We start from the raw sequence: 16,795 nt of genomic DNA on the forward strand, positions 1-16,795 counted from the left end.
GTCAGCTCGCCTTTGGCGCCGGCAGGCGCTCGCGCAATTCGTCGACAAGCACCCTGGTGTTTTCGGAATAGTCGATCGGCACGACGACGAGGTGGACCCCACCACCGGTGAAGGCCTGTTCCAGCGTCGGTTGCAGGTCGGCTATCGCGCCAACCCTGGTCCCCTTGGCGCCATAGGCCTCGGCGTATTTGACGAAGTCGGGATTGCCGAAGGTCATGCCGAAATCCGGGAACTCGTCGACCGCCTGCTTCCAGCGGATCATGCCATAAGCATGGTCTTCGAGCAGCAGGACGACGAGGTTGAGCTTGAGCCTGACGGCGGTCTCCAATTCCTGGCTGTTCATCATGAAGCCGCCGTCGCCGCAAATGGCCATGACACGGCGCTGGGGATAGAGCAAAGCCGCCATCATCGCCGACGGCAGGCCAGCGCCCATGGTGGCGAGCGCATTGTCGAGCAGCAGCGTGTTTGCCATGCGCGTGCGGTAGTTGCGCGCGAACCAGATCTTGTACATGCCGTTGTCGAGCGCGAGGATCCCCTCGGCCGGCATCACGGCGCGCACGTCGTGCACGATGCGCTGTGGCGTGAAGCGGTCTTCGGTGGCGCGCGCGGCGATGCGGCTCAGAATGCCTTCGCGCAGCGGCAGCAGAGCTTGCGCGTTGTGGATCTTGCCTTCGACGCGGTCCGCCAGCAGCGCCAGCGACGGACCGAGGTCGCCGACGATCTCGGCCTGCGGAAAATAGACCTGCTCGACGTCGGCTGAGTGGTAGCCGACATGGATGACCTTCGGTCCGTTGGCGCCCATGATGAAGGGCGGTTTCTCGACCGTGTCGTGGCCGATGGTGATGATCAGATCGGCCTGCTCGATGGCTTCGTGCACATAGTCGCGTTCCGAGAGTGCCGCCGTTCCCATGTAGAGTTCGGTGCCGCCGGGCACGGTGCCCTTGCCCATCTGAGTGGTGAAGTAGGGGATCTGCGTGCGCAGCACGAATTGGGCGATGTCAGGGGTGACGCGCGGGCGCGACGCCGCCGCGCCGAACATCAGCAGCGGACGCTTGGCCTCGATGATCATGCGGGCGGCGCGATCGAGCGCGTCCGCGCTGGCTATGGGCAGGTCGACCGGGTGCGTCGGCACCAGCGCGACCGGCTCGCATTGCGCCGCCGCGATGTCTTCCGGCAGCTCCAGATGCACGGGGCCGGGGCGCTCCTCCTGCGCGACGCGGAAGGCTTCGCGCACCAGCGAAGGGATCATCCTGGGCGAGACGATCTGGCGCGACAGCTTGGTCAGCGGCTTCATCGCCGCGACGATGTCGACGATCTGGAAGCGCGCCTGCCGCGACGACAGGATACCCTTCTGGCCGGTGAGCATGATCATCGGCATCGCGCCGAGCAGCGCATAGGCAGCCCCTGTCGTCAGATTGAGCGCGCCGGGACCAAGGGTGGTGATGCACACACCCGGCTTGCCGGTGAGCCTGCCATAGGTGGCGGCCATGAAAGCGGCCGCCTGCTCGTGGCGGGTCAGGATCAGCTGGATCGACGAGCGGCGGATAGACTCGACGATGTCGAGATTCTCTTCGCCCGGGATGCCGAAAATCCGATCGACCCCTTCGTTCTCGAGGGCCGCCACGAACAGATCCGAACCCTTGGTCATCAACCGTCTCTCCTGCGATGCGCGCATTCCGCCAGCCACCTTCATATGGCACCGGAACGCGACACCTCAAAGAGGGCTAGTCGCCTGCTGGCGATCACGCCATCATTTTCGGCAAGCCGGCCGCCAATGCGTCGACGGCCAGCCGGACCTTGAGCGGCAGATGCGGCGTCTGCAGCCAGAGCGCATGACAGTCATAGGGATAGCGTGGCTGGTCCGGCAGCAGCTCGACCAGCGCGTCGGCCTGGATACGTTCGCGAACCAGCCAACGAGGCAGCCACGCGAGGCCCATGCCGCCGACGGCGGCATCGGCGATGGCATCGAGATCGTCGAGCCGCAGCCGGCCGTTTGGCATGACCTCGAGCGCGGCTTGTCCCTCGCGCGGAAACAGCCAGGGCTGAGCGATCATGCCCAGCCGGCGGTAGACAATCGCCTGATGACCGGCGAGGTCCTCGATCCGCCGTGGTTCGCCATGAATTTCCAGATAGGAAGGCGCGGCACAGACGACCATGTCCTGGCGTGCAACGCGGCGCGCAATCACGCCTGCCTTGTCGTCCAGTTCACCGGTCCGAATGGCGAGGTCGTAGCCATCCTCGGCGAGATCGGCGAAGCGGTCGCTCAGCGACAGGTCGAGCTCCAGCATCGGATACCGCCGCGCCAATTGCAGCAATAGAGGGGTCACGCAGTGGCGACCGAAATGCGCCGGCATGGTGACGCGCAATTTTCCCCGCGGTTCCGAGAGCTGATCAGCAGCAAGCGCATCGGCGGCTTCGGCCTCGGCCAGCACCAGCCGGCACCGCTCATAATAGGCGCGGCCGAAATCGGTCAGGCTCTGGCGGCGCGTGGTCCGGTTGATGAGACGCACGCCAAGCCTGTCCTCAAGAAACCGGACATGCTTGCCGACCATCGGTCCGGATAGATCGAGCACGGTAGCCGCCGCCGCGAACGAACCGAGATCAACGGCCCTCACAAACACGGCCATGCTTTCAAGCCTATCCATTTTCGAAACTCCTGGTTTCTACTGCACAATATAAACAGCCATTTATCGCCAACGGGCTTCGCCTCATAGCTCATTCGGTTCAGATAATTTGGAGTGAGCAAAATGACCCGTATCGTCCGCTTCCACCAGCATGGTGGTCCCGAGGTCCTGCGCATCGAGGAGGTCGATCTTCCCCCGCCGGGCCAGGATGAGGTTCAAATCCGCGTCAAGGCACTCGGCCTCAACCGCGCCGAGGCGCTGCTGCGCGCGGGCAGCTATATCGAGACACCCGTGCTGCCCTCCGGGCTTGGGCTGGAAGCGGCAGGCGTCATCGAGACAATTGGCGAAGGCGTGACCGGGCTGAGCCCCGGCGATGCCGTCAGTGTCATCCCGCCGCAATCGATGGTTCGCTGGCCGGCTTATGGCGAGCTTGTCACCTTTCCCGCCGGGCTTATCGTCAAACACCCGCCGTCCCTCGACTGGGGGACGGCGGCGGCGATCTGGATGCCGTACCTCACCGCCTATGGTGCGTTGATCGATATCGCTGGGCTGTGTCGACAAGACTTCGTCGTCATCACCGCCGCCTCCAGCAGCGTCGGGCTCGCCGCGATCCAGATTGCCAACAGGGTTGGTGCGACAGCGATCGCGGTGACGCGGACGTCAGCGAAGAGGCAAGCACTTCTCGACGCCGGCGCAGCGTATGTGGTGGTGCTCGAGGAAGAGGAACTGGCGGAAAGACTGGGCCAGATCGCCGGGCCGCAAGGCGTACGCGTCGTGTTCGATCCGATCGCCGGGCCGATCTTCGAGCCGTTGACCGCGTCCATGTCGTCGGGCGGCATTTTGATCGAATACGGTGGCCTCAGCCGCGAGCCGACGCCGTTCCCGTTGCCTGCGGTGCTAGGAAAGACACTGACGTTGCACGGTTATCTCGTCCACGAGATCACCGGAAATCCGGAGAAGTTGGAGGGTGCCAAGGCGTTCATCCTCCAAGGGCTTGAGGACGGCACGCTGAGGCCGATCATCGACAGAACGTTTCCCTTCGACCAGATCGTCGAGGCGCATTGCTATCTCGAATCGAACGAGCAGTTCGGCAAGATCGTCATGACGGTTTGAGCAGCAATCATTCTCACCGGCAATATTACCCCTTGAAGGCGCCGCCCCGCATTCCTAAATCCCGAATGCGGGCCGGGCCCCTCTGACTGTCGCTTTTCGGCGACCGTGATGTCGGACCGCTATAACGGGCCCCTTTCCATTCTTTTCGGTCGAGCGGGCTCATTCCTTCATTGGTTCGGAGCCCCTGATGACATCATCTCTGCTTGGTATGGTTTGCCCCTCCTGCCGCGTCGCGCTCGTAATGAGCGAACGCCAGGGGATCGAGATCGACTATTGTCCGCAGTGCCGCGGCGTCTGGCTCGATCGTGGCGAACTCGACAAGATCATCGAGCGCTCCGGCAGGGATGCGCCGCCCGCGCCGCAACCACAGCCGGCAGCATTCTCCCAGCCGCACCATGGCCGGGACCGCGATGACGACTATTCCCGCTCGCATGGCCAACGCTATCCGAAGCGGAAGAAGTCGTTCTTCGAAGAGTTGTTCGATTGACCGCATGACGCCCGCCACCCAGCCGACGTCTTGCTGAAATTTCCGAAACCACATCGATAAAGGTCATCACGATGACTTCCCGCACAAGCCGATTTGCCGCCCTCTTCGCTGGATTGTTCCTCGCCTTCTCCATGGTCGCGATCGATCATGCCGAGGCGCGTCGCGGCGGCAGCTTCGGCAGTCGGGGCACGCGCACCTTCCAGTCGGCACCGCCGACCAGGACCGCGCCGGCGCCGACCGCGCCGGTCGAGCGTTCGATGACACCCAACACCGGGGTCAACAATGCTGCCCGGCAGCCGCAGGCCGGCCCGCAGAGGCCCGGCTTCATGAGCGGCTTCGGCGGAACGATGATGCGCGGCCTGCTGCTCGGCGGCCTGATCGGACTGCTCGTGGGCCAGGGCTTCGGCGGCCTCGCCGGCATGTTCGGATTCCTGCTCCAGGCCCTGCTCATCGGTGGCGCCATCATGCTGGCCATCCGGTTCTTCCGGTCGCAATCCGCGCGTGGTCCCGCGCCCGCGCTCGCCGGCATGGGCAATGCCCAGGCTTCGCGGTTCGAGAACCGCGCAACGGCACAGAAGGAGACCGGAACCGGGGGTTCCTTCACGATTCCCGGCTTTGGCGGCGGTTCGGGCGGAGGCCATGAGGCCACCGGATCCGAGGAGATCACGCTGGCCCAGACGGACCTCGACGCCTTCCAGCAGTTGTTGACCGAGGTCCAGGAAGCATTCGGCCGCGAAGACCATGCCGCATTGCGCCGGTCGGTGACGCCCGAGATGGTGTCCTATCTGTCGGAAGAACTGGCCGACAATGCCCAGAAAGGTCTCAGAAACGAAGTGTCCGATGTCACCCTGCTGCAGGCCGACATCGCGGAAAGCTGGCGCGAGGATGACCGCGACTACGCCACGGCCGCATTGCGCTACGAGTCTCGCGACGTGACGCGCGAGCGGGCGAGCGGCAAGGTCGTCGACGGTGACGAGGATCATCCGACAGAGGCGACAGAGTTGTGGACGTTCACGCGCCAGAATGGCTCGACCTGGAAGCTCTCGGCAATACAAGAGGCTTGAGTCCGGCGAGCCTGCTGGCGATCAACCCACGATCTTGACGCACATCGGCGTGCCGATCTCGATGGCGCGTCCGGTGTCGGTCAGCATGCCGGTGCTGGCATCGCGGGCAAAGATCGAGATGCGGTCGGCGTTCTGGTTGGCCGAGAACAGATGACCGCCCGACGGTGTCAGCGCAAGGTTGCGCGGCGTGGCACCCCCGCAAGGAACATAGCCGACAAGGCGCAAGCCGCCGGTCTCCTGATCGACCGCCATGATGACGATGCTGTCGTGGCCGCGGTTGCCGCCATAGACAAAACGGCCATCCGGCGAGATCTGGATATCGGCGCAGTGGTTGGTCTCACGCGCCTCGTCCGGCACCGCCGGCTTGATGTCGATGATCGACAACCTGCCGGTCGCATTGTCGAGTGCCATCGAGACAATCGTCGAATCCAACTCGTTCATGACAAAGACGAAGCGGCCGTTCGGGTGCAGGGCGATGTGACGCGGACCGGCACCCGCTGGCAGTGCGGATTCGGCGAGCTTCACCAGACCCCCGTCCTGACCGATCCGGTAGGAGACCAGCCGGTCGATGCCGAGGTCGGCGACGATTGCCGTTCCACCGGCAATGGTTTCGTTGACGCTGTGCGCATGCGACCGCTCCTGCCGCGCCGCATTCGTTCCGATGCCCTTGTGCGACACGCTGGCCAGCGGCGCGGACAGCGCACCGTCCTTGTCAAAAGCATAGATCGCCACCGCCCGATCCGGGCCACCCTGCCCGGCGCCATAGTTGGCAACCAGGAGTTTCGTCCCGTCACGGGTAATGCTGTTGTGGGCGGTGATGCTGCCAAGGGCGGGCTGCTTGTTCAGATAGCTCAGCCTGTTCGAGGCCCGATCGAAGCTGTAGGCGGAGACAGTTCCCTCCCGCCAGGTAGACACTTCCGAGTTGGCATAGAGGCGCGAACCATCGGGGGTGACGGACAGGAAGGTCGGGTTGTCGATGTCGTTGGTCTCAGCCAGCTTTTGAACAGCCAGCGTCCTTTCATCAAAACTGTAAACACCAAGACCAACACCGCGGGCGCCCTGAAAATACGGCGCCTCGCGGTTCAGACTGCCGACAAACACCAGACAGGCATTCCAGACACCGCGCATGATTTCCTCCTGCCTGCCCGCGCTGCCGCGCGCCAAAACCGGTGAAAATTTCGCCTGTCCTCGCTTGCAACGCAACCCCATATGTGAAAATAGTATTTACAAAAGAAGATTGACGGGAGGAGACGTCGTGCAGTCAGGCGCCTTGATGCGTGCTCGAATGATAGACCGGGCGTTCTCGCGAGATCGGTGGATTGCGCCATGAACGATTTCGCGCCAACCGTCGGCGTTGCCTCGACGCACCCTGCGAACATGCCTGCCGATCATGCCGCCCTGCCGGTGTGGAACGCCGAGAACTGGTTCTACGAGGACTGGCCGGTCGGCCAGAAAATCCGCTCGTTGCGCCGCACCATGGCCGAGGGCGACAGCCACCTCTTCAACACACTGGTCCTCGACATCCACCCCTATGTGCAGGACCAGATGTTTGCCGAGAGCGAGGGCATTTTCGGCAAACGGCTGATTGCCGGCGCGTTCGTCTTCTCGGCGGGCCTCGGGCTGGTCGCCACCAACTGTGTCAACGCCTTCTCCTATGGCTACGACAAGCTGCGCTTCATAAAGCCCGTCTTCATTGGTGACACGATTTATTCGATCCGCTCCAACCTCGACAAAAAGCCCCGCTACAAGGAGATGGGGCTGATCCGCGCCAGCTACGAGGTCTTCAAGGGTGAAGGCGAACTCGTTTTGTATTGCGAGCATTTGCAGACGGTGAAATACCGCAACCCTGCTGATTTCGTCGGCAAGACGGAGAAATGAAGATGCCGGCAGCAGCCGAATTGCCGCTTGCCGGCCTCGTCGTCGTCGACATGAGCCAGTTCCTGTCCGGGCCGTACTGCTCGCTCAGGCTGCTCGATCTCGGCGCCCGCGTCATCAAAATCGAACGTCCTGACGGGGGCGACCTGTCGCGCCGGCTCTATCTCAGCGACACCGAGATCGGCGGCGATTCCACCATCTTCCATGCCATCAACCGGGCCAAGGAAAGCCTGGCCATCGATTTGAAGAACGAGGCGGACCTCAAGGCATTGCGCGGGCTGCTGGCCAAGGCCGATGTGCTGATTCAGAATTTCCGGCCGGGTGTCATCGAACGGCTCGGCCTCGACTACGAGGCCGTCCGCCAGATCAATCCGCGCCTGGTCTATGCCTCGATCAGCGGCTATGGCGAGGAAGGTCCCTGGGTCAAGCGGCCCGGCCAGGACCTGCTGGCGCAGTCGCGCTCCGGCGTGATGTGGCTGAACGGCGACGAGGACCAGGGGCCGGTGCCGTTCGGCCTCGCCATCGGCGACATGCTGGCGGGCGCGGCCTGCGCGCAAGGCATATTGGCCGCGTTGGTTCGGCGCGGCATCACCGGCCAGGGAAGCCATATCGAAACCAGCTTGTTGGAAGCGCTGGTCGACTTCCAGTTCGAGGTGCTGACCACGCATCTCAATGACGGCCGCCGCCTGCCCAGACGCTCAAGTTTCCGCAGCGCGCATGCCTATCTGTCGGCGCCTTACGGCGTCTATCCGGCCAAGGATGGCTACCTCGCCATCGCCATGACGCCGATCCCCAAGCTGGCCGACCTTTTGTCGCTCGGAGAACTGGCCCCCTATCGCGACAGACCGGCATCGTGGTTCACCGCTCGCGACGACATCAAGGCAATCATCGCGCGGAGAATTGCCACCAAGACCATCGACGAATGGCTTGATATCCTCGAACCAGCCGACATCTGGTGCGCCAAGGTGCTGACCTGGCCCGAGATGCTGGCAAGCGAAGGCTTCCAGTCGCTCGACATGCTGCAGACGGTGACGCGCGAGGATGATGTTTCCATCCTCACCACCAGTTCGCCGCTCAGGGTCGATGGGATCAGAGCCAAGGTCGACCGCGCGGCGCCGCGCATCGGCGAACACAGTGCGAAAATCCGCGCGGAGTTCGATCTGTGAGCGTGCATAAACTCAAGGGCATGACCTGGAGCCACCCGCGCGGCTACGATCCGATGGTCGCGTGTTCATCCCGGTGGGAGCAGAAAACCGGCGTTGCCGTCGAATGGGACAAGCGCTCGCTGCAGGATTTCGAATCTTTCCCGGTCGAGGAATTGGCGCGGGCCTATGATTTGATCGTCATCGACCATCCGCATGTCGGCCAGATCACGGCGGAGCGCTGCCTTGAACCGCTCGATGTCGCCGGCCGCGAGGCCGAGCGCGCGGCGCTCGCCTCCGGCAGCGTCGGCCAGTCCTATCCGAGCTACAGCTGGCAAGGCCGGCAATGGGCGTTTCCGATCGACGCGGCGGCGCAGGTGCAGGCCTGGCGGCCGGATGCGCTCGATGCGCCGGCAGCGACCTGGGGCGAGGTGCTCGATCTCGCCCGCCAGGGCCGCGTGCTGCTGCCGCTGCGGCCGCCGCATTGCCTGATGACCTTCTACACGCTGGCCGGCAACCTCGGACGTCCTTGCGGGACCGACCCGTCCCACGATCTCATCGCTATCGAGACAGGCAGCGAAGTCTTCGAGAGGATGCGCGAGATCGCGGCGCTGCTCGACCCGGCCTGTTTCGACATGGACCCGATCGCCGTTTCGGAGCGCATGGCGGAGGCCGGCTCCCGCATTGTCTGCGCACCGCTGATCTACGGCTATGTCTCTTATGCGGCGTCGGGTTTTCGCGCGAACAGGCTGGCCTTTGCCGACATCCCGGTCATTGGTTCCGATGGTCCGATCGGCTCGGCACTCGGCGGCACGGGCATAGCCGTTTCAGCTTTCTCTGAGGCTAAAGAGGCGGCGATCGATTTCGCCTATTGGGTCGCCAGCTGCGATGTCCAGCGCGGCATCTATGCCGCCGCCGGCGGCCAGCCGGGCCACGCGGCTGCCTGGGAGGACCAGGCTGTCAATGAAGCGACCGGCAGCTTCTATCGGGACACGCGCGCAACGCTGGTGGGCGCCTGGGTGCGGCCGCGCCATGACGGCTACATGGCGTTCCAGCAGGCGGCGTCCGACCGCATCAATTCCGGGCTGACCTCCGGCCATCCGGCCGGCCAGGTCGTCGCCGATCTCATCAGCCTGTTCCGGGCCAGTACCCAGGCGCCCACCTGAGGGACCTGAACTGCATCGTTACTTCAACCGCCATAGCCTGCGGGCATTGCCCGACAGCAGCCCGTCGCGCTCCGAAATGCCGCAGCCCGAAAGCAGCGCATGGGTCGCCGCCACCCAGGTCGACAGACCCCCGCCAAGCGTGCAGACCGGCCAGTCGCTGCCCCAGACGACACGGTCCCAGCCAAACGCACCGATCGTGTGTTCGACATAAGGCCGCAGCGTCTCGACGGTCCAACTGCCGGGATCGGCATAGGCGACCACGCCTGAAACCTTGGCCATGACGTTCGGACGCCGCGCGATCTCGCTCATATGTTCGCGCCAGGGATGCTCGGCGTTGCCCTTGATGTCGGGGACGCCGCAATGATCGAGCACGAACTGGACATCGGGAGCCAGATCGGCGAGCGCGATCGCCCTGGGGATCTGGTGCGGCAGCACGACGAGGTCGAAGGTCAGGCCGGTGCCGCCAAGCCGCTTGATGTTGTCGCGGAACAATGCCCCTTCCGAAAGCTCATCCGGCACGACGTGAAGGACGCGGCGGAAACCCTTGACGAAGGGGTTCGCACGCTGGCGTTCGAGATAGGCAGGAAAGTCACCCTCTTCCGGTCGGCAGGATGCGATCACCCCGGCCAACATGCTGCCGGACTGCCGCGACAGGCCTTCGACACGGGCGGTTTCCGCCTCTATGTCGGCCGGATCGACATCGACCTCCATATGCAGCACGCGCCCGACACCGACACGCTGGGCCTCCACCGCATATTCCTCATAAGAGAAATCGCGGTTCAGCGCCGGCACGCCGGCAAGCCAGGGATAGCGCAGGGCCGAGCGATCGATGAGATGCAGATGGGTGTCGATGATCATGGCGAGGCTCCTCCGATAGCTTTTTTCAGATCATCTCACGGAGGAATTCTTCATTCAAATAAGAATTCACGCCGCTGAGCCGACAGCCGACCCGGCCAGATGCGACAGCTTTTCGCAGGTTGCCAGCAACAGCTCGATGGTCCGTGTGATATCGGGCGCGGACGGCGCATTGACCACCGTGATGTAGGGGATGGATAGCGCCGCGATGGCCTTGCCGTCGGAACCGCGCACCGGGGCCGAGAGGTTGAAGACGCCTGCCGTCTGCATGGAAGCCATCATCTCGTAGCCGCGGTCGCGGATCTGGTCGAGACGGGCGAAGAACTCGGCCGGCTGCGCAGTCTTGTCAGTGCTGCGGACGTGCTCGGAAATCATCATCTGGCGCTCTTCCGGCGAACGGAAGGCGAGCAGGACGTGGCCCGAACCGGTGTCGAACAGGCTGATGTGGGAACCGACGCGGATCGAGATGCCCCAGTAATTCGGCGCTTCCTGCTGGCCGATCACCACGGCGGAACCGCGATCAAAAACAACGAGTTGGTTGGCCTGTTGCGAGGTCTCGGCAAGCTCGCGCATCAGCGGCGTCGCATAGGAAACCAACCGCCGCACCGGCGCGTGCAACTGGGCCAGGCCAAACAGCTTCAGTGTCAGCGAATAGCGGTCGCCATCGAGCCGCGTGACGTAGCCGCGCCGCACCAGCCGGTCCAGCATGCGGTAGAATTCATTGGGGCTGCGGTCGAGCTTCTTGGCGATTTCGGCCTGCGTCAGGCCGCCGTCGACGCCCGCCAGCAGTTCAAGAATGTCGAGCCCCTTGTCGAGCGCCGGCGCGCGGTAGCGCTCGTCTTCGCTGTCGTCCATGGCCCATCCCTCCAGTGAATTCAGCTCTTCATATACGCAGGAACGCCGCCGACGGAAACAAATTTCGCCTTGACGTACGTATGAATGTTTTGTTTGTATATGAATGTAGCATCTTTTGTCACGTGACGAGTTGCGGGCGCCATCGAGGCGCACCCAGGGAGGATATCGATGAACAGACTGCTTTCCGGCGTGTGCGCCGGCGCATTGGTGCTTGCGTCAGGCGCAGGCGCAGCCCTTGCCGGCGACCTGCCCGGCAAGTTCGAGGGCGTGACCGTCGACGTGAAGCTGATCGGCGGCCAGCAATATGAAAAGCTCTACGAGCGCATACCCGAATGGGAGAAGGCGACGGGCGCCAAGGTCAACATCCTGACCAAGAAGAACGGCTTCGACATCGACAAAGAATTGAAGTCCGACATCGCCTCGGGCAGCACCAATTGGTGCGTCGGCTGGAACCATTCCTCGTTCGCGCCGCAATATACGGGCCTCTACACCGACCTCAGCAAACTGCTGCCGAAGTCGGAGATCGAGGCCTTCGTACCCTCGACCATCAAGGCGGCAACCATCGACGGCAAGCTGGAGATGCTGCCGCGCGCGCAGTTCGACGTTTCGGCCCTCTACTACCAGAAGAGCCTGTACGAGAACGCCGACAACAAGACCAAGTTCAAGGCGAAATACGGCTATGACCTGGTGCCGCCGGACACCTGGAAGGAAGTCACCGACCAGGCCGAGTTCTTCGCCAATCCGCCCAATTTCTACGGCACGCAATTCGCCGGCAAGGAAGAGGCGATCAACGGCCGCTTCTACGAGATGGTTGTCGCCGAGGGCGGCGAATATCTCGACAAGGACGGCAAGCCCGTCTTCAATTCCGAGGCTGGCATCCGGGCACTCGACTGGTTCGTCAACCTCTACAAGGCCAAGGCCGTTCCGGCCGGCACCACCAACTATCTCTGGGACGATCTCGGCCAGGGCTTTGCCTCCGGCACCGTCGCCATCAATTTGGACTGGCCGGGCTGGGCAGGCTTCTTCAACGATCCGAAGTCGTCGAAGGTCGCCGGCAATGTCGGCGTCAAGGTCGCGCCGAAAGGCTCCGCCGGAGTACGCACCGGCTGGTCGGGCTTCCATGGATTCTCGGTGACCGAGAACTGCCCGAACAAGGAGGCTGCCGCATCGCTGGTGTGGTGGCTGACCAACGAGGACAGCCAGAAGTTCGAGGCCGCCGCCGGCCCGCTGCCGACCCGCAGCGCGGTCTGGGACTGGGACCTGCAGCAGGCGGCCAACGATCCCTACAAGAAGGAGGTTCTGTCGGCTTTCCAGGAAGAAGCCAAGCACGCCTTTGCCGTGCCGCAGACGCCCGAGTGGATCGAGATTTCGAACGCCGTCTATCCCGAGCTGCAGGCCGCGATCCTCGGCGACAAGACCTCCAAGCAGGCACTGGATGAAGCCGCCGCCAAGGCGACGCAGATCCTGCAGGACGCCGGCAAACTCTAACCAATGCTCCAAAGGCCGCCTCTCCCATCGTGAATGGGGGAGGCGATCGCGTCTTGCCGGTACTGTTCACCGGGTCGGGCCTCGGCCCAACATTGCATGCCAGACACCAAAGGACCCCGATGAAGGGCTTCAAGCCATCCGCGCCATTCCTGCTGCTGCTTCCGGCTATCATCGTGCTGGCGGCGGTCGTCGTGGTGCCGTTGCTGCTCTCGCTCTATTCCAGCTTCACGCCGTTCCGGCTGACCAAGCCCGAGACGTTTTTCGTCTTCGTCGGTTTACGCAACTATCTTTCGATCCTAGGCAACACCGATTTCTGGTGGGCGTTCGGGCGCACGGTTCTGCTGCTGACGATCGCGCTCAATCTCGAAATGCTGCTTGGCCTCGGCCTGGCGATGCTGGTCGAGAAGGCGGCGCGCGGGCAGCGCATCCTGCGCACTCTGATGATGTTTCCGATGATGTTCTCGCCGATCCTCGTCGGCTTCCAGTTCAAGTTCATGTTCAACGACAATATCGGCCTGGTGAACAACGCCCTGCAGTCGCTTGGCATCACCAGGGATGCCATCCCCTGGCTGATCGAAGGCCATCTCGCCTTCATCGCCATCTCGATTGCCGAGATCTGGTCCTCGACGGCGATCTTCGCCATCCTGATCCTCGCCGGGCTGCTCGCCATGCCCAAGGAGCCGATCGAGGCGGCGCGCGTCGATGGCTGCACGCCGTGGCAGACATTCCGCTATGTGACGTGGCCTTTCGTCATGCCATTCGCCTACATCGCCATGACCATCCGCTCGCTCGACGTCGCGCGCGCCTATGACATCGTCAAGATCATGACCGATGGCGGGCCGGCGGGGCGCACCGAGCTGTTGTGGACTTTGGTGGCCCGCACCGCCTACAGCGACGGACGCATGGGCATGGCCAACGCCATGGCCTATTTCTCGATCCTGCTGTCGATCGCCTTCACCGTCTATTTCTTCAACAAGCTCGCCGCGGCGCGCACGCAGATCGGCGCTGAGTGGTGAAGGGCGGAGTGGTGAAAATGGACGAGAATTCTTCCGCCCGCCTGAAGCGCCGGCTCTTTGGTATCGTCTATCGCGTCGGCCTGTTCCTGGCGATGCTGACCATCTGCCTGCCCGGCCTCTGGATCGTGCTGTCGTCGCTGCGGCCGACGGTCGAGATCATGGCCAAGCCGCCGGTGTGGATCCCGCAGGATATCTCGTTCGACGCCTATGTCGCGATGTTCTCAGGCATCGGCAAGGGCGGCATCCCGGTCATCGAATATTTCCGCAACTCGCTGATCATCTCCGTGACCTCGACGGTGATCGCGGTCGCCATCGGCATGGCCGGCGGCTATGCCTTCGCGCGTTACCGCTTCCGCGGCAAATCCGGCGTTTTCCTCGGACTGATGCTGACGCGCACGGTGCCGGGCATCGCGCTGTCGCTGCCGCTGTTCTTCCTCTATGTGCGGCTCGGCATCATCGACACGCATTTCGGCCTGATCCTCGCCTATGTCGCGCTCAACGTGCCTTTCACCATCTGGCTGATCGACGGCTTCTTCCGCCAGGTGCCGAAGGACCTTGCGGAAGCGGCGCAAATCGACGGCTGCACGCGCTGGCAGGCCTTCTGGCAAGTCGAGTTTCCGCTTGCCGGCCCGGGCATTGCGTCGGCGGCAATCTTTGCCTTCCTGACCTGCTGGAACGAGTTCGCATTGGCCTCGCAACTGACCCGCTCGGTCAGCGCCAAGACGCTGCCGGTCGGCCTGCTCGACTACACGGCCGAGTTCACCATCGACTGGCGTGGCATGTGCGCGCTCGCCGTGGTGATGATCATTCCGGCGCTCACCCTCACTTACATTGTCCAGAAACACCTTGTCGGCGGCCTGACCTCCGGCGCGGTGAAAGGCTGACCCCATGGCAACGGTTTCCCTCAAAAAACTGACCAAGCGCTACGGCAATATCGGGATCGTGCATGGCATCGATCTCGATATTACCGACCGCGAATTCATCGCGCTGGTCGGCCCGTCCGGCTGCGGCAAGTCGACGACGCTGCGCATGATCGCCGGGCTGGAGGAGATCAGCGCCGGCTCGATCGAGATCGGCGGGCGCGTCGTCAACGATTTGCCGCCGCGCTCGCGCAACATCTCCATGGTGTTCCAGTCCTACGCGCTCTACCCGCATATGACGGTGCGCGAGAATCTAGGCTTTTCACTCAAGATCGCCGGGGCCGCCAAGGACGACATGGACCGCCGCGTTGCCGAGGCCTCGGCCATCCTCGGCCTCGATGCGCTGCTCGACCGGCGCCCGTCGCAGCTTTCCGGGGGGCAGCGTCAGCGCGTCGCCATGGGTCGCGCCATCGTGCGCGATCCCGATGTCTTCCTGTTCGACGAGCCGCTCTCCAATCTGGACGCCAAGCTCAGGACGCAGATGCGCACCGAGATCAAGAAGCTGCACGCCAAGGTGCAATCGACGGTGATCTACGTCACCCACGACCAGGTCGAGGCGATGACGCTTGCCGACCGCATCGTCATCATGCGCGACGGCTACATCGAACAGGTCGGCACGCCCGACGAAGTGTTCCGCCGGCCGGCGACGCGTTTCGTTGCCGGCTTCATCGGTTCCCCGCCGATGAACCTGCACGAGGCGACGATCGATGATGGCAAGCTGGTTTTCGCCAGCGGCGAGAAGCTGCCTTTGCCCGCCCAGTTCAAGGTCAATGTCGCCACCGGCGACAAGGTCGTGTTCGGGCTGCGGCCCGACGACATCTATCCGACCGGCCATGGCATCAGCTCCGGTGGTGCCGCCGACGTGCATCAGATCGAACTGCCGATCACCGTCACCGAACCGCTCGGCAACGAGACGCTGGTGTTCGTCGAGTTCAACGGCAGCGACTGGGTCTCGCGCATGTTGAACCCGCGACCGCTGAAGCCGGGCGAACAAGTGGCGATGAGCCTCGACCTGTCACAGGCGCATCTGTTTGCCGCCGACACCGGCAAGACTTTGCGGAGATGACGGACATGGCCAAGATCGAAAAGATAGAGTTGCGGATGGTGGACCTTGTGCCCAAGGTCAAGCGCACCGACGCTATCCAAAGTTTCGTCAGCCAGGAAACGCCAATCGTGACGATCACCGATTCCGACGGCGCGGTCGGCACCGGCTACAGCTACACGATCGGCACTGGCGGTTCCTCGGTGATGCGGCTCTTGTGCGACCATCTGGCGCCGCGCCTGATCGGCCGCGACCCCGACATGATCGAGGCGATCTGGCACGATCTCGAATTCGCCACGCATGCGACCACGATCGGCGCCATCACCGCCATCGCCATCGCGGCGATCGACACGGCGCTCTGGGATCTCAGGGCGAAGAAGCAGAACCTGCCGCTGTGGAAACTGGCCGGTGGCGCCAAGGACCGCTGCCCGCTCTACACGACCGAGGGCGGCTGGCTGCACATCGAAACGCAGGCGCTGGTCGATGATGCGCTCGCTGCCAAGGCCAAGGGATTTCGCGGCTCGAAGGTAAAGATCGGCAGGCCGCATGGGTCCGAGGATCTTGCGCGCCTGTCGGCGGTGCGCAAGGCGGTGGGCGACGGCTATGAGATCATGACCGACGCCAATCAGGGATTTTCGGTCGACGAGGCGATCCGGCGTGCGGCAAGGTTGCGCGAACTCGACCTCGCCTGGATCGAGGAGCCGCTGCCGGCCGACGACATAGACGGGCATATCAGGCTGTCGAACTCGACGCCGACGCCGATCGCGATCGGCGAGTCGCTCTATTCCATCCGCCATTTCCGGGAATACATGCAGAAGGGCGCCTGCTCGATCGTGCAGGTTGATGTCGGCCGCATCGGCGGCATCACGCCCTGGCTCAAGATCGCCCATGCGGCGGAGGCCTTCGACATTCCGGTCTGCCCGCATTTTCTTATGGAATTGCATGTCAGCCTGACCTGCGCTGTTCAGAACGGCAGGTATGTCGAGTACATTCCGCAACTCGACCAGTTGACCGGCAAGCGCATGCGCATCGAGGATGGGCACGCCCTGGCGCCCGACGAACCGGGTATCGGCATCGACTGGGACTGGGACGCGGTGAAGAGCATGAGCATCGCCGAATTCACCACGGCGATCACGGCATAAGGGAGC

At 63.4% G+C, this 16,795-nt stretch carries 16 protein-coding genes; 11 read left to right on the top strand and 5 right to left on the bottom strand.

Annotated elements, in window-relative coordinates:
• Position 1 precedes the first annotated feature (1 nt).
• Together EN804_RS21975 and EN804_RS21980 are read right to left on the bottom strand one after the other, a co-directional pair.
• Positions 2-1,648: an acetolactate synthase large subunit gene (locus tag EN804_RS21975; protein WP_135921360.1), complete on the bottom strand. Its 1,647-nt coding sequence runs from the start codon at positions 1,646-1,648 to the stop codon at positions 2-4.
• Positions 1,649-1,742: 94 nt separating this feature from the next.
• Positions 1,743-2,645 carry a LysR family transcriptional regulator gene (locus EN804_RS21980; protein ID WP_135921361.1) on the bottom strand — a complete coding sequence of 301 codons (903 nt, stop codon included), beginning with the start codon at positions 2,643-2,645 and terminating at the stop codon, positions 1,743-1,745.
• Positions 2,646-2,747: 102 nt separating this feature from the next.
• Between EN804_RS21980 and EN804_RS21985 the strand changes: the two genes are divergently transcribed.
• From EN804_RS21985 to EN804_RS21995, 3 genes are all read left to right on the top strand, one after another.
• The gene (locus tag EN804_RS21985; RefSeq protein WP_135921362.1) at positions 2,748-3,737 is read left to right on the top strand and encodes a zinc-dependent alcohol dehydrogenase family protein; all 990 of its coding nucleotides are present in this window, start codon (positions 2,748-2,750) and stop codon (positions 3,735-3,737) included.
• A 187-nt stretch (positions 3,738-3,924) separates the two neighbouring features.
• Positions 3,925-4,224, top strand: coding sequence for a zf-TFIIB domain-containing protein (locus EN804_RS21990; RefSeq protein WP_167531354.1), 300 nt, complete (start codon positions 3,925-3,927; stop codon positions 4,222-4,224).
• Positions 4,225-4,295: 71 nt separating this feature from the next.
• Complete coding sequence (locus EN804_RS21995) at positions 4,296-5,288, top strand: Tim44 domain-containing protein (protein WP_135865051.1); 993 nt, start codon at positions 4,296-4,298, stop codon at positions 5,286-5,288.
• 21 nt (positions 5,289-5,309) lie between these two features.
• Here the strand turns inward: EN804_RS21995 and EN804_RS22000 are convergent, their stop codons facing one another.
• A complete protein-coding gene (locus EN804_RS22000; protein WP_135921363.1) occupies positions 5,310-6,416 on the bottom strand; it encodes a lactonase family protein in 1,107 nt (368 codons plus the stop codon).
• A gap of 198 nt (positions 6,417-6,614) precedes the next feature.
• Here EN804_RS22000 and EN804_RS22005 point away from each other — a divergent pair, with 198 nt between their 5' ends.
• Genes EN804_RS22005 through EN804_RS22015 form a run of 3 tightly spaced genes read left to right on the top strand, consistent with a single transcriptional unit; the run spans position 6,615 to position 9,471 of the window.
• Complete coding sequence (locus EN804_RS22005; protein WP_127278599.1) at positions 6,615-7,166, top strand: MaoC family dehydratase; 552 nt, start codon at positions 6,615-6,617, stop codon at positions 7,164-7,166.
• Between the two features lie 2 nt (positions 7,167-7,168).
• Positions 7,169-8,329, top strand: coding sequence for a CaiB/BaiF CoA-transferase family protein (locus tag EN804_RS22010; protein WP_127278598.1), 1,161 nt, complete (start codon positions 7,169-7,171; stop codon positions 8,327-8,329).
• Positions 8,326-9,471, top strand: a complete 1,146-nt coding sequence (locus EN804_RS22015) for an extracellular solute-binding protein (RefSeq protein ID WP_135921364.1) — start codon at positions 8,326-8,328, stop codon at positions 9,469-9,471. Before EN804_RS22010 ends, EN804_RS22015 begins: the two co-directional genes overlap by 4 nt.
• A gap of 18 nt (positions 9,472-9,489) precedes the next feature.
• Here EN804_RS22015 and EN804_RS22020 read toward each other — a convergent pair whose 3' ends face one another.
• Both EN804_RS22020 and EN804_RS22025 read right to left on the bottom strand, forming a co-directional pair.
• Complete coding sequence (locus EN804_RS22020) at positions 9,490-10,329, bottom strand: amidohydrolase (protein WP_135865047.1); 840 nt, start codon at positions 10,327-10,329, stop codon at positions 9,490-9,492.
• A gap of 66 nt (positions 10,330-10,395) precedes the next feature.
• Positions 10,396-11,181, bottom strand: a complete 786-nt coding sequence (locus tag EN804_RS22025) for an IclR family transcriptional regulator (protein ID WP_127870527.1) — start codon at positions 11,179-11,181, stop codon at positions 10,396-10,398.
• Between the two features lie 168 nt (positions 11,182-11,349).
• Here EN804_RS22025 and EN804_RS22030 point away from each other — a divergent pair, with 168 nt between their 5' ends.
• From EN804_RS22030 to EN804_RS22050, 5 genes are all read left to right on the top strand, one after another.
• Entirely contained in the window at positions 11,350-12,669 is a 1,320-nt protein-coding gene (locus EN804_RS22030; RefSeq protein WP_135921365.1) for a sugar ABC transporter substrate-binding protein, read from the top strand.
• Between the two features lie 119 nt (positions 12,670-12,788).
• A complete protein-coding gene (locus tag EN804_RS22035; protein ID WP_135921366.1) occupies positions 12,789-13,685 on the top strand; it encodes a sugar ABC transporter permease in 897 nt (298 codons plus the stop codon).
• Between the two features lie 17 nt (positions 13,686-13,702).
• A complete protein-coding gene (locus EN804_RS22040) occupies positions 13,703-14,569 on the top strand; it encodes a carbohydrate ABC transporter permease (protein WP_127279176.1) in 867 nt (288 codons plus the stop codon).
• A gap of 4 nt (positions 14,570-14,573) precedes the next feature.
• Positions 14,574-15,671, top strand: coding sequence for a sn-glycerol-3-phosphate ABC transporter ATP-binding protein UgpC (gene ugpC / locus EN804_RS22045; RefSeq protein ID WP_135921367.1), 1,098 nt, complete (start codon positions 14,574-14,576; stop codon positions 15,669-15,671).
• A 5-nt stretch (positions 15,672-15,676) separates the two neighbouring features.
• Positions 15,677-16,789, top strand: a complete 1,113-nt coding sequence (locus EN804_RS22050) for a mandelate racemase/muconate lactonizing enzyme family protein (RefSeq protein WP_135921368.1) — start codon at positions 15,677-15,679, stop codon at positions 16,787-16,789.
• Positions 16,790-16,795 lie beyond the last annotated feature (6 nt).

It is taken from the genome of Mesorhizobium sp. M8A.F.Ca.ET.161.01.1.1 (assembly GCF_004792105.1).
In the GTDB taxonomy this organism is placed as follows: Bacteria; Pseudomonadota; Alphaproteobacteria; order Rhizobiales; family Rhizobiaceae; genus Mesorhizobium.